At 71.5% G+C, this 22,205-nt stretch carries 25 protein-coding genes; 16 read left to right on the top strand and 9 right to left on the bottom strand.

The features are described 5' to 3' along the window. Position 1: 1 nt before the first annotated feature. Positions 2-862 carry a helix-turn-helix domain-containing protein gene (locus ACWEVO_RS03900; RefSeq protein WP_452306054.1) on the bottom strand — a complete coding sequence of 287 codons (861 nt, stop codon included), beginning with the start codon at positions 860-862 and terminating at the stop codon, positions 2-4. Between the two features lie 189 nt (positions 863-1,051). On the opposite strand from ACWEVO_RS03900, the gene ACWEVO_RS03895 reads away from it, so the two are divergent. Next, positions 1,052-2,050, top strand: a complete 999-nt coding sequence (locus ACWEVO_RS03895; protein ID WP_452306053.1) for a MarR family transcriptional regulator — start codon at positions 1,052-1,054, stop codon at positions 2,048-2,050. Between the two features lie 466 nt (positions 2,051-2,516). Further along, entirely contained in the window at positions 2,517-3,644 is a 1,128-nt protein-coding gene (locus ACWEVO_RS03890) for an alkaline phosphatase family protein (protein ID WP_452306052.1), read from the top strand. 529 nt (positions 3,645-4,173) lie between these two features. Here the strand turns inward: ACWEVO_RS03890 and ACWEVO_RS03885 are convergent. Beyond that, entirely contained in the window at positions 4,174-4,425 is a 252-nt protein-coding gene (locus tag ACWEVO_RS03885) for a hypothetical protein (RefSeq protein WP_452306051.1), read from the bottom strand. A gap of 220 nt (positions 4,426-4,645) precedes the next feature. Between ACWEVO_RS03885 and yidD the strand changes: the two genes are divergently transcribed. After that, the gene (gene yidD, locus ACWEVO_RS03880) at positions 4,646-5,029 is read left to right on the top strand and encodes a membrane protein insertion efficiency factor YidD (protein WP_452306050.1); all 384 of its coding nucleotides are present in this window, start codon (positions 4,646-4,648) and stop codon (positions 5,027-5,029) included. Between the two features lie 169 nt (positions 5,030-5,198). Beyond that, positions 5,199-5,366 (top strand): hypothetical protein, encoded by a 168-nt coding sequence (locus tag ACWEVO_RS03875; RefSeq protein ID WP_452306049.1) that lies wholly within the window; start codon positions 5,199-5,201, stop codon positions 5,364-5,366. 38 nt (positions 5,367-5,404) lie between these two features. Here ACWEVO_RS03875 and ACWEVO_RS03870 read toward each other — a convergent pair whose 3' ends face one another. Further along, on the bottom strand, positions 5,405-6,139 hold the full coding sequence (locus ACWEVO_RS03870; RefSeq protein WP_452306048.1) for a YqjF family protein: 735 nt from the start codon (positions 6,137-6,139) through the stop codon (positions 5,405-5,407). Positions 6,140-6,164: 25 nt separating this feature from the next. Then, complete coding sequence (locus tag ACWEVO_RS03865; protein WP_452306047.1) at positions 6,165-6,530, bottom strand: VOC family protein; 366 nt, start codon at positions 6,528-6,530, stop codon at positions 6,165-6,167. 171 nt (positions 6,531-6,701) lie between these two features. Here ACWEVO_RS03865 and ACWEVO_RS03860 point away from each other — a divergent pair, with 171 nt between their 5' ends. Together ACWEVO_RS03860 and ACWEVO_RS03855 are read left to right on the top strand one after the other, a co-directional pair. Continuing rightward, positions 6,702-7,217, top strand: coding sequence for a SigE family RNA polymerase sigma factor (locus ACWEVO_RS03860; RefSeq protein ID WP_452306046.1), 516 nt, complete (start codon positions 6,702-6,704; stop codon positions 7,215-7,217). Beyond that, positions 7,214-8,386, top strand: a complete 1,173-nt coding sequence (locus ACWEVO_RS03855) for a hypothetical protein (protein WP_452306045.1) — start codon at positions 7,214-7,216, stop codon at positions 8,384-8,386. The genes ACWEVO_RS03860 and ACWEVO_RS03855 overlap by 4 nt, the downstream gene beginning before the upstream one ends. 220 nt (positions 8,387-8,606) lie before the next feature. Here the strand turns inward: ACWEVO_RS03855 and ACWEVO_RS03850 are convergent, their stop codons facing one another. Further along, a complete protein-coding gene (locus ACWEVO_RS03850) occupies positions 8,607-9,011 on the bottom strand; it encodes a hypothetical protein (RefSeq protein WP_452306044.1) in 405 nt (134 codons plus the stop codon). Positions 9,012-9,064: 53 nt separating this feature from the next. Further along, positions 9,065-9,937 carry an alpha/beta fold hydrolase gene (locus ACWEVO_RS03845; RefSeq protein ID WP_452306043.1) on the bottom strand — a complete coding sequence of 291 codons (873 nt, stop codon included), beginning with the start codon at positions 9,935-9,937 and terminating at the stop codon, positions 9,065-9,067. A 95-nt stretch (positions 9,938-10,032) separates the two neighbouring features. Between ACWEVO_RS03845 and ACWEVO_RS03840 the strand changes: the two genes are divergently transcribed. The 3 genes from ACWEVO_RS03840 (at position 10,033) to ACWEVO_RS03830 (ending at position 12,381) form a co-directional block, all read left to right on the top strand. Next, entirely contained in the window at positions 10,033-11,289 is a 1,257-nt protein-coding gene (locus tag ACWEVO_RS03840; RefSeq protein WP_452306064.1) for an RNA polymerase sigma factor, read from the top strand. Positions 11,290-11,357: 68 nt separating this feature from the next. Beyond that, positions 11,358-12,008 carry a DUF998 domain-containing protein gene (locus ACWEVO_RS03835; RefSeq protein ID WP_452306042.1) on the top strand — a complete coding sequence of 217 codons (651 nt, stop codon included), beginning with the start codon at positions 11,358-11,360 and terminating at the stop codon, positions 12,006-12,008. Position 12,009: 1 nt separating this feature from the next. After that, on the top strand, positions 12,010-12,381 hold the full coding sequence (locus ACWEVO_RS03830) for a YciI family protein (RefSeq protein WP_452306041.1): 372 nt from the start codon (positions 12,010-12,012) through the stop codon (positions 12,379-12,381). A 100-nt stretch (positions 12,382-12,481) separates the two neighbouring features. On the opposite strand, the gene ACWEVO_RS03825 is transcribed toward ACWEVO_RS03830, so the two are convergent. Further along, positions 12,482-13,018: a hypothetical protein gene (locus tag ACWEVO_RS03825; RefSeq protein WP_452306040.1), complete on the bottom strand. Its 537-nt coding sequence runs from the start codon at positions 13,016-13,018 to the stop codon at positions 12,482-12,484. Positions 13,019-13,128: 110 nt separating this feature from the next. Here ACWEVO_RS03825 and ACWEVO_RS03820 point away from each other — a divergent pair, with 110 nt between their 5' ends. Both ACWEVO_RS03820 and ACWEVO_RS03815 read left to right on the top strand, forming a co-directional pair. Further along, entirely contained in the window at positions 13,129-13,896 is a 768-nt protein-coding gene (locus ACWEVO_RS03820; RefSeq protein WP_452306039.1) for an MBL fold metallo-hydrolase, read from the top strand. Positions 13,897-14,091: 195 nt separating this feature from the next. Further along, positions 14,092-14,901: a hypothetical protein gene (locus tag ACWEVO_RS03815; protein WP_452306038.1), complete on the top strand. Its 810-nt coding sequence runs from the start codon at positions 14,092-14,094 to the stop codon at positions 14,899-14,901. A 144-nt stretch (positions 14,902-15,045) separates the two neighbouring features. Here ACWEVO_RS03815 and ACWEVO_RS03810 read toward each other — a convergent pair whose 3' ends face one another. Next, positions 15,046-15,888 (bottom strand): LysR family transcriptional regulator, encoded by an 843-nt coding sequence (locus tag ACWEVO_RS03810; RefSeq protein ID WP_452306037.1) that lies wholly within the window; start codon positions 15,886-15,888, stop codon positions 15,046-15,048. Between the two features lie 72 nt (positions 15,889-15,960). On the opposite strand from ACWEVO_RS03810, the gene ACWEVO_RS03805 reads away from it, so the two are divergent. The 5 genes from ACWEVO_RS03805 to ACWEVO_RS03785 are packed head-to-tail and all read left to right on the top strand — an operon-like array spanning position 15,961 to position 21,557. Then, the gene (locus ACWEVO_RS03805) at positions 15,961-17,181 is read left to right on the top strand and encodes an MFS transporter (protein WP_452306036.1); all 1,221 of its coding nucleotides are present in this window, start codon (positions 15,961-15,963) and stop codon (positions 17,179-17,181) included. A 55-nt stretch (positions 17,182-17,236) separates the two neighbouring features. Continuing rightward, entirely contained in the window at positions 17,237-18,064 is an 828-nt protein-coding gene (locus tag ACWEVO_RS03800; RefSeq protein WP_452306035.1) for a PPOX class F420-dependent oxidoreductase, read from the top strand. Between the two features lie 51 nt (positions 18,065-18,115). Beyond that, entirely contained in the window at positions 18,116-18,640 is a 525-nt protein-coding gene (locus ACWEVO_RS03795) for a PadR family transcriptional regulator (RefSeq protein ID WP_452306034.1), read from the top strand. Next, positions 18,637-19,308 (top strand): ABC transporter ATP-binding protein, encoded by a 672-nt coding sequence (locus ACWEVO_RS03790; RefSeq protein WP_452306033.1) that lies wholly within the window; start codon positions 18,637-18,639, stop codon positions 19,306-19,308. The genes ACWEVO_RS03795 and ACWEVO_RS03790 overlap by 4 nt, the downstream gene beginning before the upstream one ends. Continuing rightward, entirely contained in the window at positions 19,305-21,557 is a 2,253-nt protein-coding gene (locus ACWEVO_RS03785; RefSeq protein WP_452306032.1) for an FtsX-like permease family protein, read from the top strand. Before ACWEVO_RS03790 ends, ACWEVO_RS03785 begins: the two co-directional genes overlap by 4 nt. A gap of 36 nt (positions 21,558-21,593) precedes the next feature. On the opposite strand, the gene ACWEVO_RS03780 is transcribed toward ACWEVO_RS03785, so the two are convergent. Next, the gene (locus ACWEVO_RS03780) at positions 21,594-21,947 is read right to left on the bottom strand and encodes a nitroreductase/quinone reductase family protein (protein ID WP_452306031.1); all 354 of its coding nucleotides are present in this window, start codon (positions 21,945-21,947) and stop codon (positions 21,594-21,596) included. Between the last annotated feature and the right edge of the window lie 258 nt (positions 21,948-22,205).

The raw sequence follows: 22,205 nt of genomic DNA, 5'->3' as shown, positions 1-22,205 counted from the left end.
GTCACACCTTCCGCACCGGGATCCACAGCTGGGCGTCGGCGGTCCGCCCGTCGGCCGCCACGCGCACCTGCGAGATCTCCGGCCCGGGCCGGCTCTCGTACGGGTTGGACGGGAACCACTGGGTGAACACGTCCCGCCACAGGTACTGCAGCGCCTCGGGGAACGGCCCCGAGCTGTGGAACACCGCCCAGTCGCCGGCCTGCACCGGCAGGCTGTCCAGGTCCGCCGGCACGTCCGCGTCGGTCACCACCGCGTGCCAGTAGTCCAGCTCGGTGCCCTCCGCCCGCGAGCCGGCCAGGTCGTCACTGACGTTGACGATCCCGCGCGGCTCCTGGTCCGACAACGCCTCGATCCGGCGTACGGTCTCCGGCTCCAGGCCCTTGATGAACGTCACGATGTGCGGGTTCATCCCCTCGTGGACCAGCGGCACCCGGGCCTTGCGCCCGGCCAGGCGGAACGCCTCCTTCGCCACGATCCGGTACTCCATGCTGGCGCTCCCTTCGACGACGAGTCGGAAGGACATCCGGGGCTGCGCCCGCAGGGTCGCCCCCGTGCGGCGGGCCTCCTGCGGGCCGACGCCGTGCACGGCGCGGAACGCGCGGGCGAACGCCTCGTTCGAGCCGTACCCCCAGCGGACCGCCACCTCCAGCAGCGACGCCTCCCCGGACAGCACCTCCGCGCCGGCCACGGTGAGCCGGCGGCGGCGCACGTACTCCGACAGCGGCATCCCGGCCAGCGCCGAGAAGAGCCGCCGGAAATGGTGCTCCGACACACACGCGATCCGCGCCAACCCGGCGACGTCCAGCGGCTCGTCGAGGTGGCGTTCGAGGTGGTCCATGGCCTGGTTGAGGCGTTCCAGCACCCGATGCTCCCTTCCTGATTTCCGCCATCGACGCTAGGCATCGCCATGCACCGCGGCCCGACCTTGGTGGGACCGATCCGGTCGGGTCCGCCATATTCGGAAGCGTCGGGTCCGAACTTGAGACCCTCGCCCCCACCTCCTGTTATAAGTATCAGGCAAGGAGGTCGGATAATGCTTATATCGGCTGCGGTGTGGGCCGCGCTGCTCGACGCGGGGATTGTTGCGACCCCGCTCGATGCAGATCATGCCGAGCTGCGCACTGGGCCTCACCGCCACGTACTAAGGGTGGTGCACTCCCTGACAGCACTGACTCCCAGTGACATCGCCGAGCTGAGAGATCGGCACCGGGAGCCGGTCCTGCTCATCGTGCCCTCGGCCACCTCCGCCGTCCGAGCGGCAGTCCAGGCCGCTGACTGGTCCGTCCTGATCAACGACGGGAGACAGGTCACCGGCAGCCTTCGGCTGGCAGGCCACCAGGTGACCGTCGGGCCGCAGGACGCTGACGTCCCCTCCCGGAGTGCCCGGCCCGGTCGCGTGCCGTGGGGCACCCTCACGCTACTGCGACGGCTGGTGGAGCGACCATGGGCCGGGCAGCACCAGTTGGCTGAGGCCACCCGGCTTTCTCAGCCCCGCGTATCGCAGGCGCTCGCCGCGTTGGCCGACCAAGGACTCGTGCGTCGCACATCAACCGGCTGGGACGTCACTGACATCGACGCCGCCTTCGACTGGTGGCTGCGTTCGTACCCGGGCCCGCACGGCCTGAGGACCCTCTGGTACGGCTTGGACGCCCCCGTCCAGCAGGCAGAGGCAGTCGTCGGCTTGCTGACCGGCCGCGGCCACGGAAGAACTGCGGTCTCCGGCGATGTGGCAGCCGACATCATCGCCCCGTGGCGTAGCCCGCAGCGCGCAGTCATCTACGCCCAGACCGGAGCCGACCTGTCTCAGGTCGGCCTCACACCGGCTCACGAAGAAGACGCAACGGTGGAACTGATCGTGCCCAAAGACCCCGGTGTCTGGCCGAGCCCGACCACCGAGAAGCCATCTGACGCTCTTCCCTTGGCGGACACCCTGCAGATCCTCTGGGACGTCGCACGCGCTCCCGGGTCGGACACCGACGAGGCGGTGCGCCATCTGCGGCAGGTGTTGCGCGACCGGCGCCGCGGACCTGCAGGAGGGCAGGCGGCATGACGGAGTCGACGGCGGATTCCAGTCGGTACAACGTTCTGGCGCTGACGTCGACGATGCTGCAGGGCTGACATCGCACGCCTGGCCGATAAGCGCCACCGGCCCGGAGTCCGGCCTGACACTGCATGGTTTCTTTGGCGCTCCTGGCGGCACGCGTCTCGGCCATGTGTCGGCCCCAACTGCCGACGGGACGCGCATGCAGGCCCTGATGAACCGGGGTCGTCGCCCGCACTGTGTGACGCCAAACCCACAGAGTCAGGGTTCCTGCCCAGAGGGTCCCTACTGCTCCGGCCGCATGAACTCGGGCAGCAGTCGTGGCACGTCGTGGGCCAGCCGCAGGGCGGCGAGCCTCGCCAAGCTGAAGAGCCGGCACTCAGCGGTGAACAGTCGGTGGCCCGGCTTGCCGTTGCCGCAGGCAACTACTACAAAGAAGGTCGTAGACGTGTTTGCCGACCGAAAGGCAACCGCAATGTCCCTGTCCCTGAGCCGGACCCGACTCGCCGCCACCGCGGTCACCGCCGCGGCGACCGCCGCCGCCGTCACCGCCCTCGTGGGTGGTACCGGCGCGGCCAGCGCAGCCACTGTCAGCGAGAACGGCCACGGCCGGCACGCCAAGCTCGACCACGCGTTCGTCATCATGATCGAGAACCATTCCCAGCAGGGTGTGATCGGCGACCCGAACGCCCCGTTCATGACCCAGCTCGCCAACACGTACGGCAACGCCGAGAACTACTACGGCGTCACTCACCCGAGCCTGCCGAACTACGTCGCCACGCTCAGCGGCTCCAACTGGGACTCCAACAGCGACGACCCGAACCAGCGGTTCCCGCACACCAACCTGGTGGACACGCTGGAGCAGAAGCACCTGACGTGGGGCGGCTACCTGGACGCCCTGCCGGCGGACGACAAGCTCGCCGACTACTGGCCGGCCCAGAGCAACCCGCTGTACGCCTCGAAGCACAACCCGTTCGTGCTCTTCCCCGACGTCCGCGACAACCCGCAGCGGATGAGCCACGTCAAGCCGTACACGGACCTGGCGGCGGACCTGAACACGCCGCACGCGCCGAACTTCGTGTTCATCGCGCCGGACCAGTGCAACGACATGCACGGCGGGGTCTACACGCCGGTCGACGGGCACGCCGAGACCCCCTGCCCGTACGGCTCCACCAACGACGACGCCAACGACGCGGCGCTGAAGCGCAAGTCCGACGCGTTCGTCAAGAACGCCGTCACCACGATCATGCACAGCAAGGCGTGGACGCAGCACTCGGCGATCTTCATCGTCGCGGACGAGGGCGACTACAACGCCGACTCGACCACCGGCGGCTGGGAATCCCCGGCGGGCTGCTGCGACTCGCCGGTGCTGCCCAAGGGCGACACCCGGGTCAGCCCCAGCTGGCCGGGCGGCGTGTACGGCGGCGGCAAGGTGCCGGCCATCGTGGTGACCGGTGGCAAGCCCGATCACCACGTCAGCCAGGTCGCCTACAACCACTACTCCCTGCTGCGCACCCTCGAGGACGCGTGGGGCCTGCCGGAGTTGGGCTTCACCAGCGACCACGAGCAGGTGCCCACCATGGATGAGTTCCTGCGCGGCTGACCAACGTGTTCGCGGGGCGGCGGGCCGGTCGGCCTGCCGCCCCGCTCCCGATCCGATCGGCTGCCCGGCAATTCACAGGTTCGGGGTTCGAGTCCCTGGCGGCCCATCCTTCCGCAGCCCAGCGGCCCATTGCGGGGCCGCTGTTGCCGTAACTCAGGCCGGTACAGCAGCGAAGTACAGCAGTAGCGCCTTTAAAGCACGAGCTGGTGAGGGGCGCCGACCGAGCAGGCAGCGGAGCACCCGAACCAGCGAGCATGAGCGACGATCGCGGACGCAGACGGCTAGCTAGGCGGCCAGCAGGAGCACCCGCTGGCGCAGGAGCCCGGAGCCCACCTCCTGCATAGGCGACCGAGGTAAGGGCGGCACGGGACACAGCGGCGACGACAGGTCCTCACCCCTCGCCACCGCACCCGGATCCTGACATGCCCGCGACGGTTGACAACCCTGGTTGTCGGGCGGACTCTGAAGTCGGAGGCCACTGATGAGGGAGCCGTTCATGCGGGAGTTGACGTCGGACGAGCGACAGGAACTACGGCGGGAACTGGGTGCTGTTGCCGCTGACTGGGCGCAGCGGCTGCACAGTTCCGATGTGGATGCGCGGGGCGGTGCTGCCCAGGAGCCGAACTCCGCGGAGCGGATGCGGGCTCATCTTGCGCGGATGGCGGCAGGTGAGCAGATGCGTCGCCTTCTCGCTGACCTCGTGTCCGCCGATGCCGAGGAAGCGGTGGAGCACGGTGCCGGCTATCCCGAGCTTGGCGCAGCGGTAGGCGCTAGTCGGCAAGCCGCGCGTAAGCGATGGCCTGGCCTGTCGAAGAGGCGTGCCACCGAGTGGAAGCAGCCGCCCGGGGGCATCGGTTGGGCCGGCAACCAACCGGGTTCCCCGGGACCGTTTTCGGGGACCTGAGGGGCCTGGCTTGACGTCCGTGGCTGACATCAACGGTGGCGGCTGAAGCCGGACGAGCGTGGATGACTGTCCGCGCTGCTGGCGCGGATGCCGCACCATGGGCGTCGTGATCCATCTGAAGCGGAAGCGGCACCACAAGAAGAAGCACAAGGACTGGTGCGACTGCGACGGCTGTGACTGCGACGGTCCGGACTGCTGCGACTTCGGCCTCTTTTCCTTCCTGCTCACCCTCGGCTCGGTGGCGGCGGGCGCGGTGCGGGCGCCGGGCGTGGACCGGGTCGGGCGCGCCGCCATCCTCGGCTACCGGCGCTGGCTGTCGCACCGCTGGCCTGGCCGCTGCCGCTACACCCCCACCTGCAGCACCTACGGGCTGGCGGCGGTGGAGAAGTACGGCCTCGCGGTGGGCGGGCGCCTGGCCGCCGACCGGGTACGCCGCTGCAAGCCGCACGTGCCGCGCGGCACCCACGACCCGCTGCGCTGATCCCGGCCGGCTGAGTGCCTGTTCGCCCTGGTCAGGTCGGGCCCCGGCGGCGAACCGGTCGCGGCGACCGCCTTCGGTAGGTGTGACGGCGGACACAGTCACCGGGTGTGAGGTGCGTCGTTGTGCGGGGCAGCGGCGGAGAGTGCGCCGCGACGGGGGAGGCGAGGGCATGGCCGAGCACACGGCATGGGGCCAGTTGCGGGAGCATTGCGGGGGCGAGCCGGACGCCGAGGCAGCGTACGAGGCCGCGCGGATCGAGTTCGAGCTGAGGCAGGCGATACGGGAGCTGCGGCGCCGGGCGACCCCGGTCGGGTTCCGCCGGCGGGCTCGCCGCTGACCGGATCGCCGGCAGGTGTCCTGTTCGGACACAGCAGTTCATCGCAGGGGTGTCGGCCCGCCGAACACCACCGGGACTCCGGGGGAGTAGAGCACGCTCACCGGCGGTCCGGGCATCGGCGGAAGCCCGGCGGCGGCAACGAGTTCGTCGTCCAGGTGCAGCAGTTCGGCGCGGTGCAGGGGCCACTGTGGATGCCAGTTCGGCAGGTGCAGCGTGCGCCCGTACGCCCGGGTGTGCAGGCCCCAGCGGGCGGTGAGGAAGTGGTCCAGGGGTGTCGGGTCGGCGATCGGCTCGCCGACCCGCACCTCGATTCGGCTGGTGGCGCCGGCCGGGCCGGGCCAGCGGCGCCGGCTGCGGTAGGTGAGGCGGTCGCCGTCGCGGTCCAGCCGCATCGCCGACCACTTGTACGGCAGCCGCAGGCTCGCCTGCGCCACCAGCACCGGCACCAGCCGGGACGCGTCGAGTGAGCGGAACACCACCGCCCGCCGGCCGGTGCCGTCGACGGAGTAGAGCCGGACGTTGGTCTCCCAGAAGGTGCCGAAGTACGGCACCCCCGGCCCCCGGCCGAGGCCCAGCCCGACCATCCGGAAGCCGATCAGCCCGACGTAGGTGACCCCGTCGAGGACATCCGGGCGGGTGCCGGCGGGCAGCAGCGGCGCGACGGTCTCCGGGGCGACCGCCCAGTGCAGGAAGGTCAGGTCCTGCCAGCGTTGCCGCAGGCTCGCCCAGGGGAACGTCCGGGTGGGCGCGGCGTCGACCGGCTCGGCTTCCACGCGTCCATTGTGCCTTGGCTGCCCGTCACTCCGGCTTGTGGCAGACCGCCTCGACGTTGTTGCCGTCCGGGTCGCGGACGAACGCGCCGTAGTAGGTCGGGTGGTATTCCGGCCACACCCGCGGCTCGTGCAGCACCTGCGCGCCGGCGGCGACCGCGGCGTCGCGGAACGCCCGCACCGCGGCCCGGTCGGGGGCGGTGAACGCGATGTGCGCCTCCAGGGGCTTGCCGTCGGCCGGTCCGGGGACCAGCCAGAAGTCGGGGCGGTCCACGCCGTAGCCGATCGGGCCGGGCTCCATGATCCGGCGGCCGCCCAGCGGGGCCAGCACCGCGTCGTAGAAGGCGGCACTGGCCGGCAGGTCGCACACCATGACGGAGAAATGATCGAGCACGTCGCCTCCCAGCGGTCGTCGAGGACCGGGCCACGCTATGAACCGGCTACGACATTTCCCGGCCGCCGTAATACCGCCGCCCGTCGGCGCTGATCCGGCACCGCCAAAGTCGGGCGCCGACGCAACCCGATGCTCGTCCGAACCCGTCGAGACTGCGAAGGAGGGAGCTTGATGGCGGATGCCGACCGTGAGTACGTGGAGTACGTCTCCGCGCGACTGCCGAGCCTGCACCGGACCGCGTTCCTGATGTGCGGCGACGCCCACCTGGCCGACGACGTGGTGCAGCAGACGATCACGGCGCTGTACGTGAACTGGCGCCGGGTCAGCCGGGCCGACAACGTCGACGCGTACGTGCACCGGATGCTGGTCCACAAGCTGGTCGACGAGAAGCGGTTGAGCTGGGCGAAGGTCCGGCTGCTGGGGTGGATGCCGGAGCCGGCGCGCCCACCGGTCACCCCGCACGAGGAGCTGGCCGAGCGGGACAGCGTGGTCGCCGCGCTCGCCCATCTTCCCCGCGGCCAGCGCACCGTACTGGTCCTGCGGTTCCTGTGCGACCTATCGCTGGCCGACACGGCCGCAGCGATGGGCTGCTCCGAAGGCAACGTGAAAGCGCAGACGGCTCGGGCGCTGGCGGCGGTCCGCCAGGTGCTCGACGTCACCGAGATGTCCGGGAGGAATCGGAGATGACAACGTTGGACGACCAGCGCATGGCCGCGCTGCTGCGATCGGCGTCCGTTCCACAGCCGCGGGTTGACGTCGGTCGCGCGGTGCGGGAAGGCCGCCGGCGCCGCCACCGCCGCCGCGTCGGCGGGATCGCTGCGGTGACGGTGATGACCGGGCTCGGCGTGGTGGGCGCCGTCCAGATCGACGGCACCGACAGCCGGCCGGCGCCGGCCGCACCGCCCCTCGCGGCGTCACCGGCCGGGACCCTGTCGGCCGGCGCAGGCTCGCCGGTCACCTGCGAGGCGTCGTGGTTGCCTCAGCCGATCGGCGGACCGGTCGCGGTGGCCAACGGCGTCGACCCCACCGGGCGGTACATCGTCGGCGACATCGGCACCGGGCAGGAGGACGGGCGGGTCGTGCTGTGGACCGACGGCCAGGCAGCCGTCCTACCGGCCGGCGCACGGAACGCGGCCGCGGTCAACGCCAGCGGCGTCGTGATCGGCACCAACGGCGACGGCACCGGCTGGGTCTACCGGGACGGGAAGCTGCGCTTTCTGGCCACCCCGCCCGGCTACCGGACGGTCCTCGTGCACGCGATCAACGGCCGGGGCGACATCGCCGGCACCGCCAGCGGAGCCGGCGACTCGCAGCACGCCGTGCTGTGGTCGGCGGACCGCCCGCAGGAGTACCGGCTCATCGGCCGTCCGGGATCCGCCGCGACCGGGATCACCGAGGACGGCACGATCGTCGGCGCGACGGGCCACAAGCCCTACCGGTGGACGCCGCAGGGCGCCGGGGCGCCGCTAAAGGTGCCCGACGGTTACCCGCGCGCCTCGGTCGAGTCGGCGCACGGCGAATGGGCGATCGGCATGGTTCCCGGCGCCGCCCGTCAGGGCGGTGGCGTGGAGATGCTGCCGGTACGGTGGAATCTCGCGACCGGGGCGGTGGACCTGTTGCCGTTCCCGGGGACGGCCGGGATCGCCGGCAACGGCGACCTGCTGGTCGACGACGCTGCACCGCTGGTCGTCGCCCCGGACGGCACGTCCCGCCGGTTGCCGGGCCTGAGCGGGGTCCGGGCGACCAAGGCGGGCACCTACACGGTTAGCGGGATCAGCGACGACGGCCTGACCGTGGTCGGTGCCGTTTACGAAAATCAGGTGTACCGGCCGCTGGTGTGGCGCTGCCGCCGCTGAAGGTCGCGCGCCCGGTGCATGCCGCTGACGCCGGGCCCGCGCAAGGGACGATCCGGTTCGCCATACCCGCGTAGACCTCGCCGGTGACGCCGTCGACCAGACTGATCCGCGCGTACGGGCTGCTCGCCGGATAGGACGGGTTCCCGCTGGGCGCCGCCGCCGTTCGGGATCCTCAAACCCGGGTGGCCGGTGCCGAACACCGGCCACCCGGCTGATCACGTCAGCCCAGCTCGCCGGCTGCGTAGTACCGGGCATACCAGCGCGACTGCTCCTCGACCGTGAACGCCGTGACGTCGTCCGGGTGGCAGGCCGACAGGTAGGTCAGCACCTCTGCTGCCTCCGCCGTTCCGAGTGCCCGCAGGTGGTCCAGGGTGCGATCCCGGCCGGCGCCGCAGAGCAGCTGCCACTCCACCGAGCAGGCCGCGTCGAAGCTGGAGTGCTTGGCCCGCCAGATCAGCGGCACGTCCGCCACGTCGCCGTGCAGGAACAGCTGTGTGCAGCCCAGGTGGATGAGGGCGCTGTTGTTGTCCACCCCGAGCGCGGTCTGCTCGCGCAGCATGTCGCGCACCTGCTGAAGGTCGTCGGGCTGCAGGCCGTGCCGGCGGTACCACTCGTCCTCGTCCACCGCGCCATCCTCGGCCACCGCCTGGCCGCGCGCCACGGGGCCTTCGCCCCGGCTCAGGCAAGGAACGCCAGGAGATGTCGGAGTGTCTCTTCGGGTGCCTCCTCCGGCATGAAGTGCCCGCCGTCAACCGGGCCCCCGTCGACCTGGTCGGCCCAGGACCGCCACACCGTCAACGGTTCGTACCAGCTCCCGACCGGCCCGGTCGCGCTCCACAGCGCGAGCACCGGGCATCGGATCCGCCGGACGCGCCGGTCCGCCTCGTCGTGCTGGTAGTCCAGCGTCGCCGCCGCCCGGTACTGCTCGCAGATCGCGTGGATGGTCTCCGGCCGGCGGAGCTTCGCCACGTACTCGGCCCTGACCGGTGCGGGGAAGCTCTCCGGCACCTGCGACAGCGCGTCGAGCATGTGGTCGACGATGACCTCCGGCGCCGACCCGACCAGCCGCTCGGGCACCGGCTCGGGCGCGGCGAGGAACGACCAGAGCCAGAATCCCAAGCTGAAGGCCATGCCGGCCCGGCGGAACGCGTCGCCGGTGGGCACGATGTCCAGCACTGCCAGGCGGGTCACCGTCCCGGGATGGTCCAGTGCCATCCGGTACGCGCACCGCGCGCCCCGGTCGTGCCCGACCACGGCGAACGAGTCGTACCCCAGCAGCCGCATGACCTCCACCTGCTCCTCGGCCACCCGCCGCATGCTGTACGGGGCATGATCCGGCGTGCTGGGTGGGGTGCCGCTGTCGCCGAAGCCGCGCAGGTCGGTGGCGACCACGGTGAACCGTTCGGCCAGGCGCGGGGCGACCCGGTGCCACATCAGGTGGGTCTGCGGCATGCCGTGCAGCAGCAGCACCGGCGGCCCGTTCCCACCCCGGCGCCCGTGGACCGTGCTGTCGGTGGCGGGGACGTCGAACACCTCGAAACCGTCGAACACGCAACGCCCTCGCTCACCCGGTTCAACGACCGGGAGGCCGCGGCGCTGTCCACAGGCCCTTGAGAAGGTCCCACCCGGCTGCTCTGATGGCCCTCATGCAGGAGGCGGAGGTGCGGCGCACCGTCGAGACGGTGTGGCGGATGGAGGCCGGGCGGGTCGTCGCCGGCATCGCGGGGATCGTCCGCGACGTCGGCCAGGCCGAGGAACTCGCCCAGGACGCCCTCGTCGCCGCCCTCGAACAGTGGCCGCGCGACGGGGTGCCGGCCAACCCCGGGGCGTGGCTGGTCACCGTCGGCAAGCGCCGCGCCGTCGACGCGCTGCGCCGCCGGCAGACCCAGCAGCGTACGCTCGCCGAACTCGGCCGGGACCTCGACGAGCACGTCACCCCCGATTTCGATGCCGCCGTCGAGGACCACATCGAGGACGACCTGCTGCGGCTGATCTTCACCGCCTGCCATCCGATCCTGTCGCCGATCGCCCGGGCGGCGCTGACCCTGCGGCTGCTGGGCGGGCTGACCACGGGTGAGATCGCCCGCGCCTTCCTCACCTCCGAGCCGACGATCGGGCAGCGGATCACCCGCGCCAAGCAGACCCTCGCCACCCCCAAGATCCCTTTCGAGGTGCCGGGTCCGGCGGAACGCGCCGAACGCCTCGACTCGGTCCTCGAAGTCGTCTACCTGATCTTCAACGAGGGCTACTCGGCCACCGCCGGCGACGACTGGATGCGTCCCGCGCTCTGCCAGGAGGCGCTGCGTCTGGCCCGGCTGCTGCAGGGGCTGATGCCCGGCGAGCCCGAGGTGCACGGGCTGGCCGCCCTGCTGGAGATCCAGGCGTCACGCACCCGCGCCCGCACCGGCCCCGACGGCACGCCGATCCTCCTCAACGACCAGGACCGCAGCCGCTGGGACCGGCTGCTCATCCGCCGCGGGCTGGCCGCGCTGGACCGGGCCCGCACCGCGCACCCCGGCCCGTACGCCCTCCAGGCCGAGATCGCCGCCTGCCACGCCCGGGCGGGTACCCCGCAGGAGACCGACTGGGCGCGGATCGCCGACCTCTACGCGGACCTCGTGCGGATGGTGCCCTCCCCGGTGATCGAGCTGAACCGGGCGGTCGCGGTCGCCCAGGCCCACGGCCCGGCCGCCGGCCTGGAACTCGCCCGCGAGCTGGCGTACGAGCCGGCGCTGGAGCACTACCACCTGCTGCCCAGCGTGCTCGGTGACCTGCTGTTCAAGCTCGGCCGGCACGACGAGGCGCGGGTCGAGTTCGCGCGGGCCGCCGAGCTGACCGGCAACGCCCGGGAGCGGGAGCTGCTGCTCGCCCGGGCCGCCGAATGCGGGTCGAAAAAATCTTGAGAACCGATGTCGGATCCGGGTCGGCCCGATCGACGCGTCAGCGAGACACCGTTGACGAGGAGATCACGATGACCAGTACGACGATCACCCGGGCCGGGACGACACCGCGCGTGTCGACCGCCGCCCTGCTCACCGCCGGGGCCGCCGCCGGGCCGCTGTTCCTGGGACTGGGTCTGGTCCAGGCGTACACCCGGGACGGCTTCGACCTGAGCCGGCAGCCGCTGAGCCTGCTCACCCTCGGCGACCTCGGCTGGATCCAGATCGGCAACTTCGTACTGTCCGGGCTGCTGGCCCTGGCCAGCGCGGTCGGCCTGCGGCGGGCGCTGCGGGGCGGTCCGGGCGGCACGTGGGGGCCGGCGCTGGTGGCCGTCCTGGGCGTAGGTCTGATCATCGCCGGGGTGCTGCGCCCCGATCCGAGCATGGGCTGGCCGGCCGGTGCGCCGGCCGGCAACCCGGAGACGATGAGCTGGCACTCCTACGGCCACGGGGTCGGGGCGATGCTGTCGTTCGGGTCGCTCACCCTGGCGTGCCTGGTCTTCGCCCGACGGTTCGGCCGTGTCGGGGCGGGGTTGTCGGTCCTGGTCGCCGTGGCGACGGTCGTGGTCATGGCCTGGCCCGACCAGGACAGCATCAGCGTCCGGATGGTCGTCGGCTCGTTCTTCGTCTTCGCCTGGCTCACCGCCGTGTGCCTGCACACCATCACCGAGAGGAACCATTGAGATGCGTTACATGCTGATGCACAAGCTGGACGAGGCCGTGCCCGGCACCTTCGAGCCGAGCCCGGAGTTCCTGAAGCGGATGGGCGCCTACATGGAGGAGGTGTCCCGGGCCGGGATCCTGCTTGCCGCCGAGGGGCTGTGCAAGAGCAGCGAGGAGTCCGCCCGGATCACCGCCACCAAGGGCAAGACCACCATCACCGACGGGCCGTTCACCGAGACCAAGGAGCTGATCGCCGGGTTCGGGCTCATCGACGTGCGGTCGAAGGAGGAGGCCGTCGAGTGGGCCAAGCGGTTCGTCGACGTGTTCACCCAGAGCGGCATCGACGTGGAGGTCGACGTGCGGCGGGTCAGCGAGGGCCCGCAGGAGAGCTGATCCGCCCGGTCGGGGAGCCGGTTCTCGGCCGGCTTCCCGACCGCAACGGACGGTCGCGGCTGCGCGGGCGTGTCGAGCCGGCACGCGGCCAGGCGTGTGATCAACGGGACGGTTGGCTGTCCCACCATCGGCGTGCGTCCAGCTCTGGCTGTTCCGGACTGGCGAAGTAGAAAGGCACCCTCAGCCGTCCAGCAAGCGCCTGCCCGGTCCGGGCAGCCTCGTCGGTCTCCGGCCATGGCGGCACCTGGCCGCTGAACAGCCTCAGGTCCCCGCCGTGCCGAATGGCCGCCAGCCGTGCCTCGCTCTGAGGTTCGGCACGCACGGCGACCAGGACCACGAACCAGCCCTGGGAGTCACCGTCCCACACCGCCTCGATCGCATCCGGTGTCCACGGCAGCCCCGCCACCCGCTGCAGCAACGTGTCGACGTCGCGGGGCGGCTCCGCCCGGAACGCGATTCGGTCGTGCAGCTGCTGGTAGCGCCACCGCACGAGATCCTCGCAGTCCAGCAGCGCCGGTCTCGGCTGCAACCCGGCTTGCCACAAGGCGGCGATGGCCGGGAACCGGCGGTCGTGCAGGACGAGGCCGTCGACCCGCACCCGAAGTGCTTCGGGCAGCGAGTCCCACAGCGCCTCCATCACCGCATTAACTCACGCCCGAGCCGAAGCCGGCGAACGCTCGTGGACACGGCACCAGGGGTACGCGGTAACGGCCCGATCATCATTCACGGGCCGGTAGCGTCGGTCGGGTGCGGCTCACTGTGCTCGGCGGGTGCGGGGTGTGGCCCGAGGCGGGCCAGGCGTGCAGCGGCTTCCTCGTGGAGCACGACGGGTTCCGGCTGGTGCTCGACCTCGGCTACGCGACCCTGCCGCGGCTGCTGCAACACCTCACCGCCGACGAGGTCGACGCCGTGTTCGTCAGCCACGGGCATCCCGACCACTGCGCCGACCTGAACCCGCTGCTGCGGGCGCGGACCCTGCGCGACGACCCGCCGCCGTCGCTGCCGGTGTACGCGCTGCCCGGTGCCCTGGACGCGGTGCTGGCGCTGGACCGCCCCGGCATGCTGGACGCCGCGTACGTGCCGCACGAGTTCACCGCCGGCGACCGGTTCGACATCGGCCCGTTCCGGGCGCAGACCCGCCCGCTGCCGCACTACCTGCCCAACGCCGGGATACGGCTGGCCGCGGGCGGCCGGGTCCTCGCGTACACCGGGGACACCGGCCCGAGCCCCGACGTGGTGGACCTGACCCGCGACGCCGACCTGCTGGTGGCCGAGGCCACCTACGTGACCGAGGTGCCGCAGGACTCGCAGGGCCACCAGTCCAGCGCCCGCCACGCCGGCCGGCAGGCCGCGGCCGCCGGCGCGAAACGGCTCCTATTGACCCACCTGCGGCCCGGCACGGACCATGCGGCGTCCCGCGCCGCCGCCGCAGACGGGTACGGCGGCGAGGTGGATGTCGCCACCGCCGGCCTGGTCATCGACCTCCCCTCACGCTCCGGGTCTACACCCACCTGATGCCGGCCAGCGATGAACGCACTCGCCGTGCCGTCGACGATGTCTTGGTGGGGCACGCCAGCCGCAGGCTGATGATCAGCGAGCTGTGTCGGGTTGCATGAGGGCGAGCGTGGATGCGATGAGATAGACAGTCGATTGAGGTATTGGCGCCGGCCCGAACAGGACTGGCTGCCCGTCGGCGAGAGAGGTTGGCCCGTGGGTGAGCGCGGAGATTCTGTTCGGTACGCGTACTGGTCTGATCGACGAGTCCGCTCTATCGCCGTTGACGACGGAATCAATATCGACCCGCGTTGGAAGACCAAGATTGCCCTCTTCAAGATTCCGCTGTTGCAGACCGGCATCGACCTTGAGCGAGAGCCCCGCACTCTCCATCGCAAAGAGGTAGCGGGGCGAATCGAGCGGGCAATCGGGGATCTTGCCGTCGAGGACTTCGTGACCCCGCCGCCGGTTCGCTACGCACGAGGCATTGGGCGGGTCGAGTTCTCACACTTCGTTTGTGAAGAACAAGACCGAGTGGTCCTAGGCGTGCGCACCGTCGCGTCCGACGGCACTCGCGTAGCCATCTGCCTCTTCGGCAGTCGAGACAACGTCGCCGGGTTCATGGGCCCTCATGACCCCGTGGCAAGCGGCTGGAGCTCTTCTGCGATGTGGTCGATCATGAGATGGTTGGCAGAGAGATGCGCGGCGAGCTCCCTACGACACGATGACCCGCAATCGATCTCGGTGGAGGCGATGAAGATCGCCTTCGACCAGGGCTTTACTCGGGATTCGCGCGAAGCCACCGACCAGCCGTGGAGCCGGGGATACACGTTTGGCGATGCGGCGGACGCCGAGTGGTTCGCGGAGATCTACAGCGACGTGGTTCTTGATATGGACCGGTGGAGCCTGGACGAGCCTGTAGACCGGATCCTCGTTGGTGCGCCGCTGTGGGTGCGAACTCCACGGGCCGCAGCCCGGAGGTACCGCGACTTTCGCCGGGACATGAATGTTCGGCGCTACCCGTAGCTCCCCTCTGCGACCCTGCCCGCTGACCTGGCGCCTGCGACACCTGACGGCCTGACGACGGCCCACGGCGCCCGTCTTCAAGCTTCGCGCCTGGTTAGCGGGGTTGCAGGGATCTTAGTCCGGCGTGCTGACCAGCCGCGAAGTTCAGATCATGCGTCGTAGCGCGGTCTCCACTGCGTCGATCAGCGGATCACCTTCGGTCCGTGGGCGCCGTGCGAGGCCGAGTTCGACGTCCGGCAGGGTGGGCAGGGCATCCGCGTCGTGGCAGGCCATGGCCGGTTCGAGGTTCGCGGGCATGAGCGCCGCGACGCCGAGCCCGGCCCGTACGGCGGCGAGCACACCGAGCAGGCTGTTGCTTTCGAACGCCACCCTCCAGCGCCGATCGGCACGTTCCAGTGTTTCCAGCACTGACGTACGCCAGAAGCACGGGTTGGAGAACAGCACCACCGGCAGCGGATCGGCGGCCACGTCCACATCCTGGCCTATCGCCCAGACCAGGGGGCGGCGTACCGTCCAGCGCGGCGGCCCGGGAAGGTACGGCACCTCGTCGAGCACGAGTTGCACGCGGCCGGCGTCGTAGGCCTCCCGCATCGCGGCGCTGGAGAAGGTGAGCACCTCCAGCGTCGCGCCGGGATGCAGCCCGGCGAGGTCGGCGAGGGCCTGTGGCAGTTGGGACGCGGCGAGGTCTTCGAGCAGCCCGACGCCGCAGCGGCCGGTGAGCGCGCGCCCGGTTTCGGTGAGTGCCTGTGCGGAGAGCGAGAGAATGCGTTCGGCGTACGGCAGGAGTTCTTCTCCCGCCCGGGTCGGCGAGACGCCGGACGGCGACCGGTACAGCAGCGGACGGCCGACGACGCTCTCGAGCTTGCGCAACTGCTGGCTGAGCGCGGGCTGGGTATGCCCGAGCGCGGTCGCGGCGCGGCTGATGCTGCCCACCCGCACGGCCGTGACGAACGACCGCAGCAAGGCGGTCTCAAGATCCCTTGCCATAAGCATTCATTATGGCAGGTCCAAGAAGTTGGCCACTTCCTATGAGCTGGTGAACGGCCTAGCGTCCGGCAGGTGACCAGATACCGCCAGGTGCTCGCCGTGCCCGGGATGGCATCGCTGCTGGGCGTCTCGCTGCTCGCCCGCACCGCGATCACGGCCTCCGGGATGGCGCTGACGATGTACGTCGTTCTGGGCCTGGGCATGAGCTACGCGGCGGCGGGAGGAGCGGCGGCGGCCATGACCGCCGGTCTCGTGCTGGGCGGTCCGCTGCTGGGCGGCATGATCGACCGGCGGGGCGCGCGTGTCGTGCTGCTGATCACCGTCGTGGTTCAGGTCGCGTGTTGGCTGAGCGTCGCGGTACTGCCGTACACGGCCCTGCTGGCCGCCGCCTTCGTAGCAGGTCTGCTGATGGTGCCGGCCCCGATGGTGGCCAGGCAGGCGATCGCCGCGATGACGAAGGCGGGGCAGCGCCGGGCTGCCTTTGCGCTGGAAGCGGTACAGGGCGAGCTGTCCTACATGGTAGGCCCGCCGATCGTGATTCTCTGCGCGGCGCAACTGCCCTCCGGCGTGGTGGCCTGGGGCGTCGGCGCTGCGCTTGTGGCGGGCGGAGCGGGGATCGCCCTGCTCAACCCCCCGCTGCGGGCCGAGGACGAGGCGCCGGCCGCCCCAGCCGAGCGCCCCCGGCGCCGGGAGTGGCTGGGGCCGAGGATGGTCGCGGTGCTGGTGATGGCGTTCGGCGCCACGATCGTGCTCAACGGTACTGACCTGGCCATCGTGGCTACTCTCAAGGAAGCTGGCCAGGTCTCCTGGGCCGCCGTCGTGGTGGCCGTGTACGGCGCGGCCTCCATCGCCGGCGGGCTTCTGTACGGCGCGCTGCCCCGACCGCTGCCCACCTGGCTGCTGCTCGGCCTGCTCGGGCTGGTGACCATTCCCGCCGGACTGGCCGACGACTGGCGCTGGTTGTGTGTGGCAGGCTGCGGCGCGGGGCTGCTTGCCGCACCGGCTCTTTCCGCGTTGTCCGACGCCGTGAGTCGGCTCGCACCCGCGAGCGTGCGCGGTGAGGCGACAGGCTTACAGTCCTCGGCGCTGGGCGCGGGCTTCGCCCTCGGCGTCCCGATCGTCGGCGGGGCGATCGACACGTCCGGACCGGCAGGCGGATTCGCGGCGGCTGGGCTTGCCGCCCTCGCCGCCGCGGCGGCGGGATGCCTGCTCTCGCACCGCGCACCCGCCCCAACGCGGCCTCCGCTCAGCGATCTCCACCTCGCCGAGGCACCGGACCTCGCACGGCGCTGAGTGTCACCGGAGCCGCTTTCGGTCACACGCCGGGCCGGTGGGCCGTCATCCGGGCATGAGAAGCATGGTGCGGGTCGTGGTCGCGCTGCTGGGCGTGGCGGCGCTGGTCGTCGGGGTGTGGGCGTTGACCGGGCCGGAGTCGTTCGCCTCGGCGGTGGTGTTCCCGCCGAACGAGCACTTCGTGCACGACGTGGGGGCGTTCCAGCTGGGCATCGGGGCGACCCTGCTGCTGGCGCTGCTCTGGGCCGACGGGCCGGCGGTGGCGCTCGCCGGCTACCTCGTCGGCGCGGTGGCGCACACCGGGTCGCACGTGGTCGACGCGGACCTGGGCGGCAGCGCGGCCCAGACCTGGGCGGTCGGCCTGTCGGCCGGGCTGGCCCTGGTCGCGCTGGTGGTCCGGCTGCGGCAGCTCGGCTGGGTGGTCGGCTACGTCGACCCTGCCCCGGCGCCGGCGTGGGCGCCGCTGGTGCGGCAGAAGACGGTGGTGCTGACGACGTTCAAGCGGGACGGGACCGCGCGGCCGACGGCGGTGAGCGTCGCGGTGGCGGGGGAGCGGGCGTACGTGCGCAGCTTCGAGAAGGCGTGGAAGAGCCGGCGGATCGCCCACAACCCGCGGGTGACCGTCGCCCCGTCGACGGCCCTCGGGAAGCCGACGGGGGCCGCGGTCGAGGCGGTGGCGCGGCGGTTGAGCGGCGCCGAGTACCGGGCGGCCAGCCGGGCGCTCGTGCGCAAGCACCCGCTGCTGCACGGGGTGCTGGTGCCGCTGGCGCACCGGCTCGGCCGGGCCAGGACGGGCAGGACCGTCCACTTCGAGCTGACCCCGGTGGCCGCGATCGGCCGGCCGGTTGCCGCAGCCGCCATGGGGAGCGACACCGCGAACTGATCTACGCCGGAGATATATACGCGAGGTATACGCTCAGGGTATGGTGCACCCATGAGTGTTCCCATGACCCTGCTCGGCCTGCTCGAACGCGAGCCCAGCCACGGCTACGACCTGAAGCGCGACTACGACACCTTCTTCAGCCGGGGCAAGTCCCTGCCCTTTGGCCAGGTGTACGCCACGCTCGGCCGGCTGGTCCGGGACGGCAAGATCGTCGTCGGGGAGATCGAGCCGGGCGTCGGGCCCGAGCGCAAGCGCTACGTCATCACCGACCGCGGCGCGACCGAGTTCGAGTCATGGCTGACCGAGCCGGTGCAGGCCGAACCCAACCTGCAGACCGTGCTGTTCACCAAGGTCGTGCTCGCGCTCATGCTCGACCGGCCCGCCGAGGAATACCTCGACACGCAGCGCGCCACCCACCTGCAACGGATGAAGGAACTCACCGACATCAAGCGCGGCGGCAACCTGGTCGACGCCATGCTGGCCGACCACGGCCTGTTCCACCTGGAAGCCGACCTGCACTGGATCGACACCACCGCCGCCCGGCTGGACGCTCTGCGCACGGTGGTGAAGGGATGAAGGCCATCGAGGCGCGCGACGTCGCCCTGTCCTTCGGCGAGACCCCCGCCCTGCGGGGCGCCAGCATCTCGGTGGCACCCGGTGAGATCGTCGCCATCATGGGCCCGAGCGGCTCCGGCAAGTCCACGCTGCTGCACTGCCTGGCCGGGATCCTGGTGCCCGACGCCGGCGAGATCCACTTCGACGGCCACCGGATCGACACCCTCAGCGAGACCCAGCGCAGCATGCTGCGCCGCGACCAGTTCGGGTTCGTGTTCCAGTTCGGGCAGCTGGTGCCGGAGCTGACCGCCGAGGAGAACGTCGCGCTGCCGCTGCTGCTCGGCGGCGTCAAGCGGGCCGCCGCGCTGCAGCAGGCGCGGCCCTGGTTCGAACGGCTCGGCCTGGCCGGGCTGGAACACCGCCGCTCCGGTGAGCTCTCCGGCGGCCAGGCGCAACGCGTCGCCCTCGCGCGCGGCCTGGTGGCCCGCCCCGGGGCGCTGTTCGCCGACGAACCCACCGGGGCGCTCGACACGCTGACCGGTGAGCAGGTCATGGACCTGCTGGTCTCCTCCGCCCGCGAGCAGGGCACCACCGTCGTGCTGGTCACCCACGAGGCCCGCGTCGCCGCGTACGCCGACCGGCAGGTCATCGTCCGCGACGGCAAGGTGAACGCGCTGGTGCACTCATGATCCGGTTCGCGCTGCGGCTGTCCCTGGCCGGCGGCCGGGAAGCCGCCACCCGGCTGCTCATCATCGCCGCCGCGGTGGCGCTCGGCGTCGGCATGCTCCTGACCACCCTCGCCGGCATGAACGCGGTCAACGCCCAGAACGCGCGCTACGCCTGGCTGAACACCGCCGTCGCCCCGGCCGCGGCCGACCCTTCGGTCGACCCGATGTGGTGGTTGATCCGCGAGGACTACTACCACGGCGAGTCGATCGGCCGGGTCGAGGTCGCCGGGACCGGCCCGGACGCGCCCGTCCCGCCGGGCATCCCGCGCCTGCCCGGTCCCGGCGAGTACTACGCCTCGCCCGCCCTCGGCGAGCTGTTGCGCACCACCCCGTCCGCGCAACTCGGGGACCGGTTCCCCGGACATCAGGTCGGCACCATCGGGCCGGCGGCGCTACCGTCGCCGGACTCGCTGCTGATCGTCATCGGCCGCACCCCGACCGACCTGGAACAGCTGGGGGCCACCAAGGTCACCCAGATCATGACCACCGCGCCGGACCAGTGCAACCGCGGCTGCTACGTGGGAATCAACCACGACGGCATGAGCCTCGTGCTGTCCATCGTCGCCACCGCGCTGCTGTTCCCGGTGCTGATCTTCATCGGCACCGCCACCCGGCTGGCCGCCACCCGCCGGGAGCAGCGGTTCGCCGCGATGCGGCTGGTCGGCGCCACCCCCCGGCAGATCTCCCGCATCTCCGCGGTCGAGTCGACCCTCGCGGCCGCCGCTGGCACCCTCGTCGGGTTCGGGCTGTTCCTCGCGCTGCGCCCCGCAGTCGCCACCATCCCGTTCACCGGCGACCCGTTCTTCACCACCGACCTGTCGCTCACCGCCGTCGACGTCCTGACGGTCGCGCTCGGCATCCCGCTCGGCGCCGTCGTGGCCTCCTGGCTGGCGCTGCGCCGGGTGCAGATCTCCCCGCTCGGGGTGACCCGGCGGGTCACCCCGAAACCGCCGCGCGCCTGGCGGCTCATCCCGCTCGCCGCCGGGATCGCCGAGCTGACGTACTTCGTCGGCCGGCGGCCGCCCACCACCAACGGGCAGCTCACCGCGTACCTGTCGGGGTTTGTGCTGATCCTGACCGGGCTGCTGCTGGCCGGGCCGTGGCTGACCATGCTCGGCGCCCGGCTGCTGGCCGGGCGGGCCAGCCGGCCCGCTACCCTCATCGCCGGGCGGCGGCTGGCCGACAATCCCAAGGCGGCGTTCCGTTCGGTCAGCGGCCTGATCGTGGCGCTCTTCATCACCAGCGTCGCCACCGGCGTCATCACCACCTACGTCGCCAACCGCGGCGAGCCGCGCACCGACTCGGTGGCCGCCACGTCCCTGTCGACGTGGTTCCCGCCCGAGGACGGCCCCGCGCCGGCCGCCGACCAGATCCCCGCCGGCCTCGCCGCCATCCCCGGGGTACGCAGCGTGACCCTCGTCCACGCCAATCCGGTCGACACCCCGCCCCCGATCGAGGTCGGGCCGAATTCGACGAATGACGCCGCGTACCGGGCGTGGTGGCCCGGCATCATCACCTGCGCCGAACTGGAGCGTCTGGCCGTGTACGGGAGCTGTCCCGCCGGCGCGCAGGTCGTGGCCGTGGCCGACGACCTCATCGGCGAGCGGGCGTGGGACCTGACCAAAGACAGCTACGTCTGGCCCGCCGCCGACGCCACTCCGGCGCAGGTCGACCGGCAGCCGATCCGGTCGGTGGTCGTCAACACGACCAGCCGGGCGGCCTTCGAGCAGGCCCGCACCATGCTGATCAACGCGTTTCCGGCCGCGCGGTTCCCCGCCAGCACCGCCGAGTGGGAGGCGGACTCCGCGCGGCTGATGCGGCAGTTCCAGCAGCTGGCCAACGTGGTGATGCTGGCCAGCCTGCCGATTGCCGGGTGCAGCCTGGCGGTGAGCGTGGCCGGCGGGCTCAGCGACCGCAAGCGCCCGTTCAGCATGCTGCGGCTCACCGGCGTGCAGCTGCGCACCCTGCGGCGGGTCGTGGCGCTGGAGACCGTCGTACCGCTGCTGCTGGTCGCCGTGGTGGCCACCGGGATGGGGTTCCTGGGCGCGCACCTGTTCCTGCGGTCGCAGCTGGACTACACGCTGCTGGCGCCGGACGCGTCGTTCTACCTGATGGTCGCCGGCGGGCTGGCGGTGTCGCTGGGCATCGTCGCCTCGACCCTGCCGCTGCTGCGCCGGATCACCGGCCCGGAGACCGCCCGCAACGAGTGACCTGGCCGGGGGAGGGTCGGGGACGCCCGGCCCTCCCTATCCCAGGGGGACCTGGACCGCGACGTCGTGCTTCGGGTAGAGCGAGTCGATCTGGTCCGGGCCGTACTTGGCCCGGAACATGTCCACCACGTGGTTGACCCGGCTTGCGTCGGTGATCGGGGTGGCGCTGGAACTCAACGCTGTCCCGTTCACTGTCAGCTCGACCATCGGGGTCTGCTGGACGTTCTTGTACCACTGGCTGTCCGAGCCGGTCACCGGCACCAGGAACACGCTGTCGTCCTCCAGCACGAACCACACCGGGCGCGAGATCTGCCGCCCGGTCTTCCGGCCGGTCACGGTGAGCTCGACCTCGCCGACGCCATCCAGCGCTTCCCAGACCGCATTCGCCACGATGCCTCCCGACAGCTCATCCTCGCCGCCAGGCTACGGACCGGCACGCCGGGCCGCCGCCGTTTCGGCGGCCTTGTCACCGGTATGGGCGTGCGACACCCCGTTCCTGGGTAGGCGATAAGGATCCGGGTCCGATGAGGAGGAGGTGGCGGCGGTGTCCTGGTGGAGACGCCGAGCTGGTGCGCGGCCGACAGGTCGGCGGCCACCTCGCGTCGACCGAGGTTCGACTCCAGATAGTCCCGGGCCTCGGCCTCGTCC

Source organism: Micromonospora sp. NPDC003776 (genome assembly GCF_053605645.1).
Note: the sequence above shows the minus strand (reverse complement) of the source record. Positions and strands in the feature narration are given on the sequence as shown.